Annotated in this window: 19 protein-coding genes and 1 riboswitch; of the genes, 7 read left to right on the top strand and 12 right to left on the bottom strand. The window is 55.7% G+C overall.

Annotated features, from left to right (window positions below):
- Positions 1–246: 246 nt before the first annotated feature.
- Positions 247–552 carry an RNA-binding protein gene (locus H6815_12420; protein MCB9861245.1) on the top strand — a complete coding sequence of 102 codons (306 nt, stop codon included), beginning with the start codon at positions 247–249 and terminating at the stop codon, positions 550–552.
- 267 nt (positions 553–819) lie between these two features.
- Here the strand turns inward: H6815_12420 and H6815_12415 are convergent, their stop codons facing one another.
- From H6815_12415 to H6815_12405, 3 genes are all read right to left on the bottom strand, one after another.
- Positions 820–2049 carry a PEP-CTERM sorting domain-containing protein gene (locus H6815_12415; protein ID MCB9861244.1) on the bottom strand — a complete coding sequence of 410 codons (1230 nt, stop codon included), beginning with the start codon at positions 2047–2049 and terminating at the stop codon, positions 820–822.
- A gap of 225 nt (positions 2050–2274) precedes the next feature.
- Complete coding sequence (locus H6815_12410; GenBank protein ID MCB9861243.1) at positions 2275–2514, bottom strand: hypothetical protein; 240 nt, start codon at positions 2512–2514, stop codon at positions 2275–2277.
- A 174-nt stretch (positions 2515–2688) separates the two neighbouring features.
- A riboswitch (cobalamin riboswitch) is annotated at positions 2689–2926 on the top strand.
- A 17-nt stretch (positions 2927–2943) separates the two neighbouring features.
- Positions 2944–3093: a hypothetical protein gene (locus tag H6815_12405; GenBank protein MCB9861242.1), complete on the bottom strand. Its 150-nt coding sequence runs from the start codon at positions 3091–3093 to the stop codon at positions 2944–2946.
- On the opposite strand from H6815_12405, the gene H6815_12400 reads away from it, so the two are divergent.
- The 3 genes from H6815_12400 to H6815_12390 all read left to right on the top strand — a co-directional run bounded on the left by H6815_12400 (position 3092) and on the right by H6815_12390 (position 6368).
- Complete coding sequence (locus tag H6815_12400; GenBank protein ID MCB9861241.1) at positions 3092–3904, top strand: hypothetical protein; 813 nt, start codon at positions 3092–3094, stop codon at positions 3902–3904. The two genes, H6815_12405 and H6815_12400, sit on opposite strands and share 2 nt — an antisense overlap.
- A 94-nt stretch (positions 3905–3998) precedes the next feature.
- Positions 3999–5525: a PQQ-binding-like beta-propeller repeat protein gene (locus H6815_12395; GenBank protein ID MCB9861240.1), complete on the top strand. Its 1527-nt coding sequence runs from the start codon at positions 3999–4001 to the stop codon at positions 5523–5525.
- Positions 5526–6368: a DUF1559 domain-containing protein gene (locus tag H6815_12390; GenBank protein MCB9861239.1), complete on the top strand. Its 843-nt coding sequence runs from the start codon at positions 5526–5528 to the stop codon at positions 6366–6368.
- Here H6815_12390 and H6815_12385 read toward each other — a convergent pair.
- Complete coding sequence (locus tag H6815_12385; GenBank protein MCB9861238.1) at positions 6341–6946, bottom strand: HAD-IIIA family hydrolase; 606 nt, start codon at positions 6944–6946, stop codon at positions 6341–6343. The genes H6815_12390 and H6815_12385 overlap by 28 nt on opposite strands.
- Before the next feature lie 57 nt (positions 6947–7003).
- Here H6815_12385 and H6815_12380 point away from each other — a divergent pair, with 57 nt between their 5' ends.
- The 3 genes from H6815_12380 to H6815_12370 are packed head-to-tail and all read left to right on the top strand — an operon-like array spanning position 7004 to position 10524.
- Positions 7004–8638 (top strand): type I 3-dehydroquinate dehydratase, encoded by a 1635-nt coding sequence (locus H6815_12380; GenBank protein MCB9861237.1) that lies wholly within the window; start codon positions 7004–7006, stop codon positions 8636–8638.
- Positions 8635–9342 carry a lipoyl(octanoyl) transferase LipB gene (lipB, locus tag H6815_12375; GenBank protein ID MCB9861236.1) on the top strand — a complete coding sequence of 236 codons (708 nt, stop codon included), beginning with the start codon at positions 8635–8637 and terminating at the stop codon, positions 9340–9342. Before H6815_12380 ends, lipB begins: the two co-directional genes overlap by 4 nt.
- Positions 9343–9378: 36 nt before the next feature.
- A complete protein-coding gene (locus tag H6815_12370; protein ID MCB9861235.1) occupies positions 9379–10524 on the top strand; it encodes an aminopeptidase in 1146 nt (381 codons plus the stop codon).
- 5 nt (positions 10525–10529) lie between these two features.
- On the opposite strand, the gene H6815_12365 is transcribed toward H6815_12370, so the two are convergent.
- The 8 genes from H6815_12365 to H6815_12330 form a co-directional block, all read right to left on the bottom strand.
- Positions 10530–10994: a hypothetical protein gene (locus H6815_12365; GenBank protein MCB9861234.1), complete on the bottom strand. Its 465-nt coding sequence runs from the start codon at positions 10992–10994 to the stop codon at positions 10530–10532.
- Between the two features lie 17 nt (positions 10995–11011).
- Positions 11012–11962 carry a hypothetical protein gene (locus H6815_12360; protein ID MCB9861233.1) on the bottom strand — a complete coding sequence of 317 codons (951 nt, stop codon included), beginning with the start codon at positions 11960–11962 and terminating at the stop codon, positions 11012–11014.
- Positions 11963–11971: 9 nt separating this feature from the next.
- Positions 11972–13012, bottom strand: coding sequence for a UDP-glucose 4-epimerase GalE (galE, locus tag H6815_12355; GenBank protein ID MCB9861232.1), 1041 nt, complete (start codon positions 13010–13012; stop codon positions 11972–11974).
- Positions 13013–13054: 42 nt separating this feature from the next.
- Positions 13055–13636 (bottom strand): DedA family protein, encoded by a 582-nt coding sequence (locus H6815_12350; GenBank protein ID MCB9861231.1) that lies wholly within the window; start codon positions 13634–13636, stop codon positions 13055–13057.
- Positions 13637–13716: 80 nt separating this feature from the next.
- On the bottom strand, positions 13717–14826 hold the full coding sequence (lgt, locus tag H6815_12345; GenBank protein ID MCB9861230.1) for a prolipoprotein diacylglyceryl transferase: 1110 nt from the start codon (positions 14824–14826) through the stop codon (positions 13717–13719).
- The gene (locus H6815_12340) at positions 14823–15617 is read right to left on the bottom strand and encodes a TatD family hydrolase (GenBank protein ID MCB9861229.1); all 795 of its coding nucleotides are present in this window, start codon (positions 15615–15617) and stop codon (positions 14823–14825) included. The genes lgt and H6815_12340 overlap by 4 nt, the downstream gene beginning before the upstream one ends.
- Before the next feature lie 119 nt (positions 15618–15736).
- Positions 15737–16366, bottom strand: coding sequence for a prepilin-type N-terminal cleavage/methylation domain-containing protein (locus tag H6815_12335; GenBank protein ID MCB9861228.1), 630 nt, complete (start codon positions 16364–16366; stop codon positions 15737–15739).
- Positions 16363–19269: a hypothetical protein gene (locus H6815_12330; protein ID MCB9861227.1), complete on the bottom strand. Its 2907-nt coding sequence runs from the start codon at positions 19267–19269 to the stop codon at positions 16363–16365. The genes H6815_12335 and H6815_12330 overlap by 4 nt, the downstream gene beginning before the upstream one ends.
- Between the last annotated feature and the right edge of the window lie 14 nt (positions 19270–19283).

Raw genomic sequence — 19283 nt, 5'->3', positions numbered from 1 at the left:
GATCGGATCCTTCGGACAACGCGTGACTTTGCGGTTGTGGTCTATGCGGGCGGCCGATGCGCCCTCATGCATGGAATGTCCATCGCATGATCGCTTTTCGCGTTTTCTCCGCGTATACTCTGCACAGCTGATCTCCTGCCGACCGGGTACTGACCCGGCTCACATTACAGAGCGATCGGTTTCCCGACGCTTCCGCTGCCCAGGTTTAGCAACGGTTTGAACCTCTGGGCATTGAGGAAGCATCACATGAAGCTTTACGTTGGCAATATGTCATTTCAGACCACGGAACAGCAGTTGCGCGAACTGTTTGAGCCGTACGGTGTCACTTCCGCGTCGGTGGTCACAGACCGCGAATCGGGAAGACCGCGAGGATTCGGCTTTGTTGAAGTGTCCAGCAACGAGTTCGGGCAGGCTGCAATCACAGCGCTGCACGGCAAGAACATCGACGGACGAGATCTGACAGTGAACGAGGCAACACAGCGCGGGGGCGGCAGCTCCGGCGGTGGGAACCGTGGCGCCTACGGCCACAACAAGGGCAGAGGCGGGTGGTAACCGTGTCGTCCGCTTTGCCTTCCATCTGACGACACGTCATGTTTGGAATCACACCGGCTGGGCAGAGATACTCAGCCGGTTCTTTTATTTCCTTCGCTCATTGCATTGGAGCAACCGCTTCCGGGTTTTTCGTTGGGTGCAGGATGTGAACCACAGAGGTCACACCCCCACGAGGAACACAGAGACAGGAAACAGAGGGAAAGGAATAGGCTCCAAAGCAACAGGAGCCCGGGGTATCTTGCCCCGGGTGCTCAACATCAATCACGCTTAATGACAACCGTTTGCATACGCGTTTCCAAAGCAGATGTAGTCGAAGATGTTCCAAGTACCTGAGTTGTCGCAATCAGCATAAGACTCTGTTCCATTATAAGAGTTTCCGAAGCAGATGTAATCAAAGATATCGAGAGTCAAACTATCATTACAATCCGCGTAACATGGCGGCAAATACGCTATAAAGGCTTCCTCTCCGTTTGATCCCAGTCCCCAACCTACAACGGTGCGGCCATCTTCGGATAGCCCGTGCGCCTCGACTGGAGAAAAACCCTGAAGATCAAGTCCATAGAAATTCTCCATCACTTCGCCGAGCACTCGCGTCCCTGAAGCTTCAGTCCAAATTATCGCATACCAAGTGCCCGAGAGTGAATGGGAACCACCAGCAATAACTCGCCCATCATCACTCACGGCGAGTGCTTTTTTGAAGCGTACATTGCCGGCGGTTGGCAGTGCCTGCAATCCTGTTGCAGCCGTCCAGCGAAACGCAGTCTCACCATTGTTATCCATGCTTGCGCCAACAACTATGGTGCCATCAACGTTGGTCGCTCGTGCTTCACTTGCCGGATTGAGAACGCCGCCAAACTGCCCAATACCGTGAATCACTCCCTGCTCATCCCAATAGCATGCCTCGAATCCGGTTGGACCGTACGAATAACCAACGATGCGCGAACCATCACCGCTGATTGCAAACGCATTGCTCGATGGAAATGACGAAGCAAATCCACCGAGGGGTTGGTAGCCTGTGCTGGCAGTCCACCGATACGCCTCATCATTGCTCCATGAGGAACTGCCTTTGCCAACAATTATTTTGCCGTCATCACTGACACCAAGCGCGACAGAAGAAGTCCCGCCGGGCAATAGACCAATGCTCTGGATTGGTCCATTCGCGTTCCACATTGCAGCTTGGAAGTCCACTGGTCCATGCCCATGGCCAACAATCATCGAACCATCTGCTGAGATGGCTTCGCATCTGCTGTTCTCAAGACCGCCAGCAAAGTCGCCTAGTCCCACCATGCCTGTTGCCGCTGTCCATCGGAAGGCTTCGAGCCCGATCGCCGTATTGCTGTATCCAACAACAATAGTCCCATCAGCACTGACAGCCAACGCTGTGCTACTGAACTCTCCCCCGGGTAAATCACCGAGGAGGGAAAGTGACGCGGTTTGTCCGGCTGCGATGCCGCAAGTGAGCATGAGACAACTCGCAACTAATCTGATACGGGACATATGAAGCTCCTGAAAGCATCATTGTAAGGGATACTTCGCAAACATGCGAACGTATGAAGATACAGCTCGTGGAAGTGCTTTGGTTCGTCCCTGCGACCCTCCGCGGTTCATCCATTAATATTGGATCCCTGCCTGCGCGGGGATGACGTGAACGAAGCTTCTCGCCTAACAACCCGCACTTCTCTCCTCTGCGAACCTCTGCGTCCTCTGCGGTTCCATTCCGAATCAGTGCAGGTGCAGACTAAATCGTGCCAATTTCGGAGCAAAGGTCGCCATCTTCAGACCAAACCGGTCCATCTTTGAAGCAAACACGTCCAGGTTCAGAGCAAAGATCGCCCTGTTTGCAGCAAACACGTCCAGCTTTGAAGCAAACCGGGCCATCTTCGGAGTAAACAGGGTCACGTTTGGAGTAAACATCGCCTTGTTTAGAGCAAACCTCTCCCTGTTTGGAGCAAACGTCGCCACGTTTGCTCTCACTTTTGTCGTTATCCAACCCTTTTCTGAAGATTCAGGGGGGATTTTGGCACTGTCTGAAGCTGGTCATACCAGACAAAGGCCAACTCGCGCAGGATATACGCCTTTGGGCTGTTCATTCCCATCCAACCGACGCGACGCATTGACACGATCCCAGTTCTGCCGTATGTTCCCTGCGCTTGAGGTGCCCGATCTCTGTGCGGGGTCGGGTGAAAAGGGAAGTGTGGTGAGAAGCCACCGCGGACGCGCCGCCGTAAGGGTGCCGGGAAGCACAACACTCGTGCAACACCGGAACCGCTGGCAATGCAAAGCCACTGTGAGAGATCGCAATCGCGATCAACGCATGGGAAGGCGAGCCAGCAGCACCCGAGCCGGAAGACCTGCCACAAGTGAGTCCGATGCTGCCCTCGCGCCAACGGGTCAGCTCGCTGTGGTCTTCCACCTGCATGCCGACGTGGCGTGCTCCCAGCGTGACTGCACTCTTCCGCGAACCAGCGTCGTGCCCGATGGATGGTCCATCTGGCAGCGTCCCGGCACGCGATGTGTTCCGCTGGGAGAGAGTTGTGTCATGTCGATATTTGAGAGTGTGTCGTTTCGCTGGTCGCTGTGCACGTGTGCGATGATCGCGGGCAGTGCGTGTGCCGATCCGTTCGCGTCGCAGGTGATCTCGTACTCGCAAGGGTCGAACGCGTCCGCCGGGTACACCAACCCATTGACTGCGCTCGGCTCGCCCGAGCGATTCACCGGTGAGGGTGTGTTTCCCGGTGCTGTCACGCCGTTCAACAGCCCGTTCGGCACGGACGAGATCGTGTCGATCGGTGAGGGCGGCGAGCTTGTGCTTGGTTTCAGTCAGCCCATCACAAACGATCCCAACAACCCGTTCGGGATCGATCTCCTGGTCTTCGGCAACGCGTACTTCGTGGACCAGTCGTATCCGAATGGGATTGCTGGTCCCGTTGCTGCTGAGGGCGGCGTTGTATCTGTGAGCCCGGATGGCACCAACTGGTATGAAGTCACCGGCGTGCAGGCCGACGGCATGTTCCCAACGCTGGGGTATTCCGATCTGATCGATCCGTACGCGACAACTGCGGGCAACGTGTTGACGGACTTCACTCGCCCGGTCGATCCGACGTTTGATCCGACGGGGTTGTCGTTCAACCAGATCGTTGCGGGATACAACGGCTCTGGCGGGGGTGCGGGGATCGATATTGGTGCGCTGGGACTGTCTGAAATCTCGTTTGTTCGCATCTTCAACCCGCTTGGGTCGGGTGTCACGCCGGAGATCGACGCGATCGCGGATGTGACAGCTGTGCCTGCGCCATCGGTGCTTGCGCTGGTGTCGTGCTCGCTCGTGTGCGCATCGCGCCGGAGAAGGAACTGAGTGACAACATAAGCCCAGGGACTGCAGTTCCTGGGCTTGTTTCTGCTATGGGCAACTTGGAATGAAACACAGATACATTTTTCCATTGGCGATCATGTGCGGCACATCATGCGCGTTGTCGCAGTCAACATCATGGACGCATCTCTCGCAATCAGCTGCGCATATTTCGTCGGCGCAGATTGCTCCCGTGTCGCTCGACAACCATTCGTGGTCAAGCATGACCGATCACAATGGACACGCGGTCACATTTTCATGGTGGCAGACACCGATTGTGCACAACAACCGCGTCTATGCGATCGGCGAGAGCGACAGCACATGGGGCATCATCGCGTACGAAATCGACACGGGCAACGCGATCTGGAAAGCGCCGGTCCCATCGGCACCGTTGCTTGATTCATGGTCGTCGCTTGCAATCGACACGAACAACAACACGATCGTGGCGTGTGTGAATACCGCTGTCACGGCGGTGAATCTGACTGATGGCAGCCCAGCGTGGTCGGCAGCACTCTTCGAGCCCGTCGTCAACGCGTCCCCTGTTATCTCAGATGATCTTGGCGATGCAGACAGGTTGTTTATCACGGATTACTCCGGGTTCGGGCCGGGCTCGTCGCTCTACTGCATCAACATTGATCCGTTCAATGCGGCAGCGAATGCGTATCAGCCGGGCGACATCGTGTGGTCCGTGCCAATAGGTCAGGCGTCGGGATCAACACCCGCGTATATCGATGGTATTGTGTATGTCGCAACCGCTGATGGCTGGATTCGCGCGTTCGATGCAACATCGATCGCTCCACCTTCGCCATTGTGGGAGACACAATCCGTCGCTGGCCAGGGCTTCTTCGGCGGCGTTGCTGTGACAGGCAATGCAGGGAGTCGATCGGTCTTCGCTGCAACATACAACGCCAATGGCAGCATCGATTCATCAAGGCTGGTGAAACTCGATGCAGAAACAGGCGCAGTGGTCTGGACAGTGCCCAGCAATCGAACGGACACCATACCGGTGCCTCTGCCGAACGGACAGGTTGTCGTGTCGGGTGGATTACGGGGGTTCGGAACAGTGCCCAGTATTGCGCTCTATGACGATCTGGGGACATCTGCGGTTCGTGTCTGGGACTCTGCGCTTGATTCTTGGATCGATCTGAACAGCAACAACCTGCTCGATCCCGGCGAGTATCTCGATATCGGCGGCTGGTCATCGCAGCCGGTGGTTCTGATGAACTCGCAGGGAGAGCGAGCCTCCATGTATACGGGAACACTGTCTTCTGGTGCTGCCAGTTTCGGAATATATGAATCGCTGGTCGAAGTTGATATGACAAAAACTCCGTCATCTGCAGAGTTTGTTACATCGTCATCAATGCATGCTGGCGCAAGTGCTGCAATTATAAAAAATGCAAACGGAGATACGCACGTCATCTCAATCGGGAGTTCCGGACTCAGCACCTTTGCATCTTCATGCTACGCTGATTGTGATGGTTCGGGCTCACTCAATATCTTCGACTACATATGCTTTGGCAATCTCTATGCGATAAATGATCCAAGCGCCGATTGCGATGGATCAGGCACACTCAATATCTTCGATTACATCTGCTTTGGAAATCTTTATGCAATAGGGTGTGATTGAGTGAACCGAAGGATTTATACAACATTGCATGCGTTCACACTGGTCGAGTTGCTGGTTTCGATTGCGATCATTGCGCTGTTGATGGGGCTGCTCGTGCCAACGCTCGCACACGCGCGCGATGCTGCAAGGTCTGCAAAGTGCATGTCGAACCAGCGACAACTCATGCTCGGCTGGCATGCTTATGCGAACGATTACCACGATCGCGCCATGCCGCTCGCGTACACCGAGACAAAGCTCATTGGCACCGGTGATCGTATCTACTGGTGGGGAAGCGACGGGAACGTCTCAGGACACGTCGATCACACGCAAGGATTCATCTCGCAGTACATTGGCGGCCATCACGAGTTGCACGATGGTGACGTGTGCCAGTGTCCGTGTCAATCGAGTGATTCATACGTCCGACAGGGACCAACGGGCGAAATCACAAGCACATACGGGTACAACGGGTACTACCTGTCGCCGAGATACACGCCGGGATGGAGTTATTCCATCGGGCATCGTCCGTGGCAAACCATCGGCTCGGTGCGTCAGCCATCGAATGTACTCGTATTTGCAGACACACTGCTCCCGAGCGTAATCGCATCGCAACCGCCATCGAACAACGCGCTGCTCGATCCGCCGATGTTGTATTCCAATGGCACTTGGACGGAGAACCAATCCCCCACCACCGCGTTCCGCCATGCTGCAAAGTCATCGATGGGTGTCGCTGAGGGTGCGGTTGCCGATGGGAGTGTGCGTTCGTTTCGAGCACAACCAGACTGGCTGACGCATCCGAAGCAACGCATCGGTTCGGTTGGAACAGATCCCGGACCGCACTATGTGCCGGACTGGCAGGACTGGTGAGCAATCACCTCGCGGGCAGCATCAAGAATCGCTTTGTTTACATCGGCGCCAATCCGAATGTACTGCTCTCGTGGGATACCCGCATTCATGCCAGCCTCCATATCGCGATCAGCATCGCCAATCACCCAGGACCGGGCAAGATCAATACCGTGATCCTCCGCAGCTGCAAGCAACATCCCGGGTGATGGCTTGCGCCATGGGTGCTCGACGTTGTAAGGCTCGACAGTGCCATTCGGATGGAATGGACAGAAGTACACACCCGCGATCAGGAGTTGGTCGCCATCCCATCCTTCCTCAAGAAGTTCGATGACGCGTTCGTTGGTGCGCACAACGTCCTGCTCTGTACCGCCACCGCGCGCAACAACACCCTGATTCGAGAACATGATCAGCCTGAACCCGGCACGTGCAAGCTGATGGCATGCTTCGCGCGCACCGGGGAGAAGTTCAACACGCGATGGATCGCACAGATCGCCCGGGGCTTGTCCAGGCACCGGGGGCAGGGAGTTATTTGCGATGAGCGTGTCGTCCCGATCGAGAAAAACCGCACAAACACAGGATTGGCCAGCTCCATTATTCACACCTGATTGTTGGCACCATCCGATGCGAATATGCGGTCGTCGGCTCTACACTATTGTGTGACGACACAGATCTGCGTTGCCATCTTCGTGCACGATCTTTCGCAGGCCCACGCCGATGCTGTGCGTGCTGCCGAGTTCGGCGCAGACATTGTCGAATACCGCATCGACGGATGTATCGGCACGTTTCATTCCGATGCTGATCTTCAAGCATCGATCGAACTGATGGAGCGCCTCGTGCGGGAATCGCCTCTGCCGTGCATCATCACGTGCCGAATCGACGACGAGGGAGGTATGTACGAGGGCAACGAGATGGACCGCATCTCGCTGCTCGAACACCTTGGTACATCGGACACGTCGCCAGCATACATTGATGTTGAGCTCCGATCGTTTTCGCACTCTGCCAATATCAAACAGAAGATCGAACTCGCGGTCGATCATCCAAACCAGGCGAGATCCGTCTCCACACGTCTGATCCTCTCTACCCACGACTTCCGTGAGCGGCCGGCGAATCTCCAGCGACAACTGCTTGCGATGGTTGACGCGCAATCATGCGCAGTCGCGAAGTTTGCTTATACAGCGCGCTCGCTCCGGGATGCTATTGATGTGCTCGATCTTGTCCGGACAACTCCAAAGCCGACCATCGGGATCGCGATGGGCGGTTTCGGCGAGATCACGCGCATCCTCGCGCCGAAGTTCGGCGCGTTTCTCAGTTTTGCGAGCTTACCAAGTACCAACGAGACTGCGCCCGGACAGCTCAACGTCTCCGCAATGATTGATACCTACCGATTCCGATCGATCAAATCAACAACAAAGATCTACGGCATTATTGGCTGGCCAGTCGCACACTCAAAGTCGCCACACGTTCACAACGCCGGTTTTTCCGTGATCAACCACGACGGCGTGTATGTGCCGTTACCCATTGCGCCGGGCGAGAACGAGCAGGACAGCGATCTCTTGTTCAAAGCAACAATGCTCGATCTGATCAACGATCCTAATCTCGATCTGTGTGGATTGAGTGTCACCATCCCGCACAAGCAGCGACTCGTCCAGCTTGCAACAGAGCAAGGCTGGGATGTCGATGATGCTACAAAGGCAATCGGCGCAGCAAACACTGTGAATATCGAGCGATCTGGCACGACAGCGTCCCGGATCGCGCTCAGCAACACGGACGCGCCTGCTGCGAGACGTTGTCTGGAATCAGAACTGGGACCACTCACTGGGAAGCAGATTCTAATCATTGGAGCCGGAGGTGTAGCGCGTGGTATCGTGTGGGCATGCTGCAATGCAGGTGCTGATGTGCACATCAACGCTCGTCGATCATCACAGGCAACGTTGCTCGGAGAAGAACTCGATTGCACTGCGGTCGCAACAGAGAATATCCGCAATCACGCATGGGATGCAATCGTCAACTGCACGCCAGTGGGAATGCAAGGCGGCCCTGATCCAGCAGGAATACCGATCGATCCTGCACACATCGAATCAGCAGAGCCTGTCGTGTTTGATACGATCTATGCACCGATCGAAACGCCATTGATCCGTCACGCGCGTGAGCGCGGTTTGCGGACAATCACCGGAGATGCCATGTTCATTGAGCAGGCGAAACTCCAGTTCGCCATCTGGACCGGCACGCGCCCGCCGGATGACGTGTTCGAGACTGCATTTACTGCATCACTGCAGGGTGGTACCGCATGACGACACACGCCCAGCAGACAATGCCCGATGTCATCGATCTTGGACGAATGCCATACGCAGACGCCTACGAGATTCAACAGCAGCACCACGCGCGCATACTTGAGAACCGAGGCACACCTGATGCGTCGGTCGGCACAATCCTGCTGGTTGAGCACGATCCTGTCATCACCGTCTCGAAGCGTCCGAGCGCACAGAACAACCTCGTCGCATCATCGCAGCTCCTGCAGCAGATGGGTGTGGATGTCCAGTCGACTGATCGCGGCGGCGACATCACGTACCACGGCCCCGGCCAAATCGTCGCATATCCAATCATCGATCTGAACGCGATCGGCGTGAACCTACACGAGTACATGCGAAGACTCGAAGAGGCGGTCATCCGCACGTGCGCGCACTGGGGAATCTCAGGCGAGCGCGATCCAACCGCGACGGGCGTCTGGGTTCGTCAATTGCATGGATCAGACCAACGTGCCAAGATTGCTGCGATGGGTGTGCGTGTCAGGCGATGGATCACGATGCACGGCTTGTCGCTGAATGTCGAGACGAACCTACAGCACTTTGATCTGATCGTACCATGTGGACTCATCGGCAGACCCGTCACGAGCATGCAGCAACTCCTCGACACCCGCATGCCATCAATGGAAGATGTCAAAGCAGAACTTTCACACCACCTCGTCTCACTGCTGTCGACTGGCACCACACCCTGACTACAGTCGCATCGTACAGCAAGAAGGAGCACGGACATGCACGATCCTCGACTCGATAAACTCGCGGATGTTCTTGTTGGGTACGCAACAAAGGTCAAGCCGGGCCAGATTGTCAACATTGTTTCGGATCCGGTTGCGATGCCATTGATCCAGGCAACGTACAAACGCGTGCTTGAATCGGGCGCACATCCCGTATGGTCACCACGAGCGCAGGATCTCGACGAGTTGATGGTTGCACACGGAAACACGGACCAACTCGGATTTGTCTCGCCACTGGACATGCACCGCATTGAGACAGTGGATGTCGTGATCTCATTCTGGGCAGAGAACAACACGCGATATCTCACGCAGTACGACCACACAAAGCTCACCGCGATGCAGGCCAGCCGCAAGGCGTTCCTGAAGCGGTTCATGCAGCGCGAGGCCGAGGGATCACTGACCATCGTTGGCACACAATACCCAACACAGGCGAGCGCGCAGGATGCCGAGATGAGTCTGATACAGTACGAAGACTTTGTCTATCGCGCAGGATTGCTTCATCTTGACGATCCGGCTGCAGCATGGACAAAGATCGAGCAGCGTCAGCAGGCGGTGTGTGATTTTCTGAACTCAAAGTCCGAGGTTCGTTTTCGTGCGCCAGCAAGCCACGGACACGACGGAACTGATCTCACAGTTGGTGTCGTTGGCTCGACATGGATCAACTGCGAAGGCACCGGCAACTTTCCGGATGGCGAGGTGTTTGCTGGACCAAAAAACGCGAACGGGCACGTCAACTTCACGTACCCCGCTGTGTATCGGGGCACGGAAGTCGAGGGTGTTCGGCTGGTTTTCAAGGATGGACGTGTCATTGACGCGAGCGCAAAGAAGAACGAAGCGTTCCTCATTGCCCAGCTCGATCAGGATCAGGGCGCACGCAACATGGGCGAGATCGCTATCGGCACAAACTACTCGATCCAGCGGTTCACGCGCAACACATTGTTCGACGAAAAAATCGGCGGCACATTCCATATGGCGGTCGGCGCTGGATACCCAGAGTCCGGCAACACCAACGAGAGCGCGTTGCACTGGGACATGGTCTGCGATCTGCGCAAGGACGCGGGCGGCGGCACCATTGAGGCTGACGGCGAGGTGTTCTTCAGAGACGGCCGATTCCTGAATGCGGCGTGGCCGAACCCCGCGTAACGCAATCAGCCGCATCGAATATCGATATCAAGCTCGACCGTTTTCGGCGCAAAGAGTGGGTTGTGATAGAGTTCCCGTTCATCGGCATTTTCATACCCCTGCGCAACCGAGAGACCGAAGTGCTGATATGTGATGCCGAGCGTTGCAGGTTCGCTCGACTGCGCTGTCTGCTCGATCGCGACATCGAACTTCAGCGAGCCTGAGCACACCCTCACTTCCGGTGCATCCGATGGCACGTCGGGGTGCGGCTTGCCGTCGGGATAATCAGCAAACACCGAGATATGCGATCCGCGCAGCACGTGCACACGCAGCGGGATGATGCCGAGCATCTCGCCGCCCTCGCCGGGATCGGCAGCGTAGATCGGCGCACCCTCATCAATATGCATCTGCACACGAAACATTGCTGGTTCGTCAACACGAACGGAGACCGTTTCAACACTCGCGTACATGCTCACTTCGGGCTGTGTCATTTGCTTGCTTTCATCGTTCAGGTTGCAGAAGACGAACGCCCGATCAGTTTGACGATCATGGAGGTGAATCTGGTCCCGGGATTCCACTGGGGCATGGCAGGTTCCTTGCGAACATGGCAACCGAATCCCATCGACTTTGCTGCAGCAGCACCAGCAATCAAAGCAGTGTCCTGTGGGAACGAGACAAGGTTGATCGAAACCGCTCCAGTTAATAATCGCACGTCGTCGTCGGACTGCTCGTGCGTGAGTTCTCGCGCGACCTCATCAAACGCGTCGCCGTATCGCGATGCTGCCGCGCGAAGATGCTGCTGTGGGTATGCGCCGAGATCGGCGTTCTCGATTGCGTGGTCCATGACGGTGCGTAGCGCTTCGAGTTCCGGTTCGAGCATCACCCTCGACTGCGTGATCGTGTCTGCATCTGCTTGCAGAAACACCGGGATCACAGCGGATGCGATCTTCGTCGCAACGCGCGCCTCGGTCCGCTGAACAAGTGAGACAGGTTCTGATCGCACGCTGACCATGCCGTGCCTGCCCGCGAATCGATCAAGTCCACACGCGATCGGCACACACACACTCGGGTCCGGTCCGCCTCGCAGCAGATCGAGTGACAATGCAGCAATATATGAACGCTCGTCGTGATAGACAGCTCTGTCAACAAGCCCTGCAAGTCCGCGGAACTCGCGTCGGTCGTGGATCTCGTTCACGATCGAACGCACATCCTGCGCCGGATCGTTGCCGTTGAACATCGACGCGATGAGCCCGGATTCCCACATCGGCGCACACCAGCGCCACGCGTCGATCAACTCGTGGTAGCGTGGCACGTCGCGCACCATCTGTTCGACGATGTGCTGATCGGCTCCCTCGGTTGGGACCGGCATCATCGTCACGATCGAGTGCGCAAGCATCGCGGCAGCCATCGCGGGCGGCTCGCGTGTAGTCAGGTGGTATGGGCTGACGACCAGTTGCATCGGATGAGTTTAGACATGCGCGGGCGATTTGTAACCCTCGGGATGCTTCTCAAACCACTGCCACGCGGATGCAATAATGTCATCGAGGTTCGTGATCGATGCCGACCATCCAAGCTCGTGCTTGATCTTCGCCGGATTCGCATAAAGCTGCGGCGGATCACCCTCACGCCTCGCGCCCTCGGTGATATTCAGGGAAAGCCCGGTCACGCGCTGTGCCGACTCAATCACCTCACGGACAGACATGCCGTTCCCGATGCCAAGGTTGTACGTACGAGCATCGCCAGGCTGCAGCGCGTTCATCACATGGACGTGCGCATCAACCAGATCCTCGACGTGGACATAATCGCGGATGCATGTGCCGTCCGGCGTGTCGTAGTCTGTGCCGAAGATCGTGATCCCATCGCGCAGTCCCTGCATCGCGCGCAGGATGACCGGGATCAGATGTGTTTCGGGTTCGTGGTCCTCGCCGAGCACGCCCGACCGATCACATCCCGCAACATTGAAGTAACGCAGCGCAGCAAACCCGAACGATTCATTTCGCAGTTGCATCGCATGCGCGGCATCGAAGAGCATGTGCTCGACATGCAGCTTTGACATGCCGTATGGATTGATCGGTTTCTGCGGGCATGTCTCTGGAATAGGGATGTTGCTCTCGTCCGGCTCGCCGTACGTTGCGCACGTTGATGAAAAGACAAACTTCTGCACACCTGCTTCTTCGCATGCCTGCAGCAGCGACAACGCGCATGACGTGTTGTTGCGGTAGTACTCCAGCGGCTGTGTCACGCTCTCGCCGACATACGCGAGCGCAGCAAAGTGCATCACTGCTTCGATGTTGCGTTCTTTCAGCGTGCTCAGCATCCGCTGACGGTCTCCGGTGTCAGCATGAACGAAGCACAGTGAGTCTCCGTACTGATTCGCGAGCAGATCGATCGGCTCACGATGCCCTCGATACAGGTTGTCAACAACAGTGACCTCGTGCCCATCGCGCAGCAACCGCTGCGTCGCGTGAGACCCGATATACCCAGCACCACCTGTCACCATCACTCGCATCAGACTCTCCCTGCTCAATCTCTCAATCAACACATCAGAAGTTCAGTGGTGCGACAACGCACGATATGCAAAGTATGCACCAGCCAGCAGCACACCCGCAACGATGCACGCCAGGTTGAAATACTTCTCGATCAACGGCTTTGCTTTCGGCCCGACAAGCCAAACCAGACCCGCGCCAGCAAAGAAACGCATCCCGCGCCCGACAATGCACGCTCCAATGAAGATTGGGATGTTCATCGATGCGCTGCCCGCAACGATTGTCACCAGTTTGAATGGGATCGGCGTGAGTGCTGCGATAAACACATACAGATCGCCGTTCTCGGTGAACTTCGCAGCGAGTTCATCCACACCCTCCTGCGTCACCTTCGGGATCAGTCTGATCGCAAGCTCGATCCCGAACACACCGATCGCGTATCCCAGCAATGCGCCGAGCACGCTCCCCACTGTTGTCACCAGCGCGTACCAGAACGCCTTTGCGCGATTTCCAAGCGCCATCGGAAGCAGCAGCACGTCGGGCGGAATTGGGAAGAAACTCGACTCTGCAAAGCTCAGCCAAAAGAGCACAAGCGTCGCCTTTGGATGCTCCGCAAATGACACCATCCAGTCGTACAGACGACGATGCAGCGCCCACTTTGGCACGGGGCTGATCTGTGCCGACTCAGGAATCGGCTCATGCACTGGGGCTGGTGTGTCGATCGCATCGGTCATGGGGTAGTTATCGCCTCATTTGGAGTCGTGTCTGCACGGGAATACGCCCAGCCACCCATCTTTGGTTCGCCGCTATGACGCCAGCGAAGCAGAAACGCAATGCCTATGCCCACCATTAGAACACTCAGCCACTGTCCACGACTCAAGCCCGCGATGCGCTGCGTTACAAGATGAGAATCAGGAAGCCGCCAGAACTCTGTCACAACACGCAGCACGCCATACGTGATCATAAACCAGCAGCCGATGATGCCAGGGAGTCGTGGCTTTCTGGCAATGATCCATAACACAGTTGCCAGCACAACCCCTTCAGCCAAGGCTTGGTATAACTGTGAAGGATGTCTTGCGTTGAGAATCTGTGCGAACTTCTCGGCCATGCCTGGTACACCCTCGTGCAACATCGAGACTGCACGCTCATACCCGATGCCGGGTGACTCGTTCCCCTGCGCAAACTGCTGACCAAACTGGAGCATTGCGACCTGCTGGTCTTCGCTCAGTTCCTTGAACCGTTCAGAAAACTCCTGCGGAAACCGAACCGCCCACCACGGTGCGGACTCCCCTGGGCCAGCAACAACCCTACCCAGAAGTTCGCCATTCACAAAGTTCGCAAGTCTGCCGAAAAACAATCCAAACGGACACAGCAGCGCAAACGTGTCGAGCACATGCCTGAGAGGACACGCGCCAGCTCGTGAAATATTGCCTTCATTGTCCGAAACCTTCCACCCTCTCGATACCAGCCACGCACCCACAATCGCGCCGATGATGCCTCCGTGGCTCGCCATACCACCCTGCGTTGTGTCAAACACGCCCCAGAACGGAAAACTGGACGAGAAGTCATTGAGAAGCCCCGGCTGGTAAAAGAGCACGTATCCAAGGCGCCCACCCACAACTGTGATAATTGCTGTAAGCAGGATCGCATCCGCAGTCCTCGCAGCAGGCACTGCGCATGCGCCGCGCTTTGAAAGCCATCGCATGAAGAGCCACGCAACAAAGAACCCGAGCGCATACGACAGACCGTACCAGCGCACAGCAAGCCTGCCAGAGATCGGCAAGATCACAGGGTCCAGATTGTGGACCCAGTCCGCCAGCGTCACCGTGATTGTGTTCATGCGGCTGGTATTCCAAAGAAGTTGTGTGTGTTTCTATTGATCTGATCATGAAATGAATCAAAGTCCTGCCCACGAATCTCTGCAAGAAATCGCGCAGTCAACGAGGTCATCCACGGCTCACACGGGCGCACACCCCGCTTTGGCTCGGGAGAGAGAAATGGCGCATCTGTCTCGACCATGATTCGATCGCTCGGCACAAGCTTCGCAGCTTCAGCTACTTCGCGTGCATTCTTGTACGTCACAACGCCGGTAAATGACACTGATGCACCAAAGTCCAGAACTCTGCGCACATCCTCGGGTGATCCAGTAAAGCAATGGAACACAAACTTGTCCGCAGCAAGCAAACTGCTCCTGAGGATTGGGATCAGGTCGTTGAAGGCTTTTCGACAATGGATCACGATCGGCAAATCGAGTGGGCATGATGTATCGTTCTTCCATGACTCGATATGCGCCAACTGCTCATGCAGAACGGTGTGCTGTATGTCTCTCAGTGGCTCGTCATAATGATTGTCAAGCCCAAGTTCACCCCATCCGACACACTTCTCATGCATTCCGACAGTTCGCATTTGTTCCCAGTTGTGCGGTCCCTCGTCGCTATAAAGCGGATGCACACCCGCTGTACACCAGACTCGCTCGTGCTGTTTTGCGATCTCAAGTGCGTTGACGCAATCAACGGTGGTCGTTGAGATAGAGATCATGCCTGTCACAACGTGCTCATTCGCGACGGATAGAACCTCATCGACTCGTGACGAGAACTCGGGGAATGTGAGATGGCAGTGTGTATCGATCACAGCCAAGCGTAGGCCTGACGACTGATTTTTCGACACGCCGCCAAGTCACATAGAGGTCTACTGACAAAGAAAAACCCGCTCGGATGAGCGGGTGACGTGTGAGCAATCTCGCGTGCAGATCAGTTGCTCAGATCGATCTTCTTCGGATACGCCGAAGCCACAAACCGAATAACATTCGCAGTCAGGCCACTGGTGATAGAACCATCCTGATAATCATTCGGCTCGACGGTGATATCGACTGTGGCCTTCTTCAGGCGCGGCCCTACATCGTAATCGAGAATGAAAGTCGCATCCTGCACCCCGCGAAGGATCGGCTGAACGATTGGGGTCTGCGCGACTCCGGAAACAAACGGCATAATTGTCAGCTGAAGCATGTCCGTGCCGTTGGTGCTGGTGTCGTCCTCGACCTGCTCAATTCGAACCACCGTCATGTTGCCAGCGCCGTCATTTTCGGCGACGAACTCAATGGAATCACTAATGACAGGATTCTGCGTCGGGTCGAGCGGATTGGTTGGGTACGGCCCAAAGTCGGTCCCAGTGCGAATCAGTGAAGTGATTCGATGCATAACGATACGAGAAACAACATGCGATGATGCCGAGTCTGTTGTCACCTGATAACTCTTAAAACAGGTATCAAGCGCAACAGTCGATGCTGCCAGCAATGCGCCACTGATTGCAATTGCAACCAGCATCTCAACCACACTGAACGCACGACGCACAACCTGATGTTTGCGGCGATGTGTACTCATTGCAGCTTCCCTTCATGATATGAGCTTGCCTGCGAACTGATGGTGATCGGCAGCATGATGCCGTCGGGCAGTTCCATTGCAGGGTTAAACTTGATCTGCACACTGCCATACCCGTAGAACGGAATGGGTGTCGCACCGGCAGCAAGTTGAGCCGCTGTGGGTGTTTCATCGTGCGGCAGATCCGGAAGTCCGTCGCCATCAAGATCCCAGCCGGTAATCTTCACGCCGCCAACTTCCGTCAGGTCCTGCGGATCAAGCGACTCCAGATCGCCATCGTCAGGTCCAAAGTACCCGAGGGTCACATTAAATCCTGCTGTGTTACCAACCGGATTGCCCTGCGGATCGACCAGTGGCCCCTCGCCAAGCACCGGCTTGAATGTCATCAACAGTGCTCCATCGATGCTCGCATTCCCTCGAATATCCAGGATACCTGCGATGATCGCACCCTTCAGGCGCACATCCTGCTCAGGCGGACTGTTAAAGCTGCCAATATCAACTGAGTAGTTCGGCAGCATCATGGAACTCTTCGCGATGGCTGCAAGATCCGCCGTATCAGGAATGTAAACTGGGTTTGATGCCAGTGTTTCATCAGGATGCTCTGACACAAACTTCGTCGCACCTGTAAACTGCATCTTGTTGCGGGGATGCGTGTACTCGGCAGACGCATCGCTCACAATCGACCCGATGAACAGGCAGTCGTGGAAACGAATGTTGTTCGAATACTCCTTCGTGTTAATCACACGCTTGCCACTAATAATCAGTGGATCTGGCAGATCACTCCAGTTCAGCGGACGACCGTTTTTCGCAAAGTCGGCCTTATCCAGTGCGTTCGTAAACCCGTCGACGGGGACACTCACGTCCTGATACGGGGGCAGTGCGCTCGCAGGCAGAATGTCGTCAGGGTACTCGGTTGAACTTGTAATCAGCATTCTATCGGCAGGCTTTGGCTTGCCCGATGACGAATCAAGCGTCATACGACCATACAGGTTCCACACCGGGTGGGAGTTGTCTTCGTGCGATCGAACATAGCACACGCCAACAAATGTACAGTTCTTGAAGAGCCCGTTGACACCCATCGGGACTTCAACATCGCGGAACACCATGTTCTCGAATACCGGCCTGTAGTACCAGTCCGAATAGGCTGGCGCATTGAACGGCATTTTCTCGAAGTACGCTGTGCTCCAGTTGTCTGGAAGGTTATCACCATCGGTGTCGGGATCGACACGGTAGTACTTCACCGTACCAGCGCCGGATTCAACATATGTTGCAAGTGCAGCAACAGATGTCCCAAGATTCGCTGCGACCTGATCCCAGAACGGATCGCCGTTACTCACGGCTGTGACGAGTTCGCTCTGCGCGACATCAAAGTCATCCGCGGTCAGTTCAACAAGTTTCTGGTCGGGCAGCGCAAACTGCAGCGGCGTGCCGTCGCCCTTGGGCCTGATAGACCCCTGCATGATGTCGTGTAGATCTCCCTGCTCGGATGTCCAGTCGGACTCTGTCACGCGCAGCTGAACGCTGCCATTCACCTTAGCATAGAGATCCCTTACGTCGAGCACGCCATCGCGATATCCAAGCACGTGATCCGGATACGTATCCTTTATTGCGTCATAGTCGTACAGCGTTTCAGTTTCCGGGTCGAATCGTCCGTTGTTATTCTCATCGTCGTATCCATAGATCCCGTTCTTATTTCGATCAGGGTTTGCTGAGTCAATGAGCAGGGACAGATCCTCATCAAGTGGATCGCCGCTGCCATCAACAAACTCGGCTGTCAACGCTTCATATGGTCCACCCTCGCGAAGCTCGTCGGACAGCGCAACCATTCCATCGTCATTAGCATCAAATGCCGCAAGGAACAGATCAAAGTCGTCAACATATCCATCGCCGGTTTTGTCAGCGAAGACCTTGTCAACGATGCCGTCCGGCGGATCATCTGTGTCAACACCCAGACCCAAACCCTCTTCCGGATGGGTGACGCGCAGACGGTTGTCGCCGTCCACATCATGGGCCTTGAGGTTCTGTGTCAACCACTCCAGATCCTGGTCCAGCGCAGCTGTAAGGTACTGGAAGTCCGAGCGAATCCGCACGGGATCACCGTTCACAGCACCAACATCTTCGAATGTCGTCGCAATGTCACCATCGATCATGACGTTCTTGCCGACCATGACACGACTCGGACTCACGATAGCGCTGCTGATCGTCTTGACAAGTACAAAGTCCTTTGTGAGTGTTCTGGAAACCGGAAGACCGTTTCGCGTCACTCCAAAGTCATATCCGGTAGACACAATTCGGATTGTTTTGCCGTCCGCAAGCGGAGCATATGTAATTTGAAATGCAGCGCCGGTTGTCTGGCTTCCACCAACGTCGTCTTCAAGCGATATCGCCGGTGTCACGATCCAATCTGTCGCACCATACGTCGATGACGATAATCCGGATGGTATGTTGCCACGTGTCGGTGATGTCACACCGCCCACTGTGATTGTGTTGGCATCCAGACTGTGCATGTACATCAGCGCGTCGGATACATTTGTTGGCACTGTGCCATCGAACATGGCAGCAATGCTCGCGGTCGCAACCGATGACGGTGTTCCAGACCACAACGCAATACCGATGGTGTTATCGATGTTTCCCTTGTTTATGGAAACCCGGCTCGCTGCATACGCGAGACGCATTTCACCAACACCAAGCCCTGTTTCCGCTGCTCCCATAGCCCCCATGACATAGAGATGCGTGGAAGCGGTGCGCAGATTCCCCTGGCTCGCGATTGCCATCGCAACACTGAGGGAACTGAACAGGATGAGGAACATCATCGCGAGCACAGATACAATACCGCGACGCGAGCCAGCAGCTTGGCGAAGTCGTGTCACACGAGTATTGCGAATGAATCCAAGTCGTTGCAACATACCCACAACACTCC

The sequence above is a fragment of the Phycisphaeraceae bacterium genome, from assembly GCA_020639155.1.
In the GTDB taxonomy this organism is placed as follows: Bacteria; Planctomycetota; Phycisphaerae; order Phycisphaerales; family UBA1924; genus JACKHF01.
The sequence above is the reverse complement of the archived record's forward strand: the minus strand, read 5'-3'. Positions and strand labels throughout refer to the sequence as shown.

Coding starts and splice junctions, on each gene's coding strand:
- H6815_12420 (MCB9861245.1), top strand. CDS start 247: ATGAAGCTTTACGTTGGCAATATGTCATTTCAGACCACGGAACAGCAG.
- H6815_12415 (MCB9861244.1), bottom strand. CDS start 2,049: ATGTCCCGTATCAGATTAGTTGCGAGTTGTCTCATGCTCACTTGCGGC.
- H6815_12400 (MCB9861241.1), top strand. CDS start 3,092: ATGTCGATATTTGAGAGTGTGTCGTTTCGCTGGTCGCTGTGCACGTGT.
- H6815_12405 (MCB9861242.1), bottom strand. CDS start 3,093: ATGACACAACTCTCTCCCAGCGGAACACATCGCGTGCCGGGACGCTGC.
- H6815_12395 (MCB9861240.1), top strand. CDS start 3,999: ATGTGCGGCACATCATGCGCGTTGTCGCAGTCAACATCATGGACGCAT.
- lipB (MCB9861236.1), top strand. CDS start 8,635: ATGACGACACACGCCCAGCAGACAATGCCCGATGTCATCGATCTTGGA.
- H6815_12370 (MCB9861235.1), top strand. CDS start 9,379: ATGCACGATCCTCGACTCGATAAACTCGCGGATGTTCTTGTTGGGTAC.
- H6815_12365 (MCB9861234.1), bottom strand. CDS start 10,994: ATGACACAGCCCGAAGTGAGCATGTACGCGAGTGTTGAAACGGTCTCC.
- H6815_12360 (MCB9861233.1), bottom strand. CDS start 11,962: ATGCAACTGGTCGTCAGCCCATACCACCTGACTACACGCGAGCCGCCC.
- galE (MCB9861232.1), bottom strand. CDS start 13,012: ATGCGAGTGATGGTGACAGGTGGTGCTGGGTATATCGGGTCTCACGCG.
- lgt (MCB9861230.1), bottom strand. CDS start 14,826: ATGAACACAATCACGGTGACGCTGGCGGACTGGGTCCACAATCTGGAC.
- H6815_12335 (MCB9861228.1), bottom strand. CDS start 16,366: ATGAGTACACATCGCCGCAAACATCAGGTTGTGCGTCGTGCGTTCAGT.
- H6815_12330 (MCB9861227.1), bottom strand. CDS start 19,269: ATGTTGCAACGACTTGGATTCATTCGCAATACTCGTGTGACACGACTT.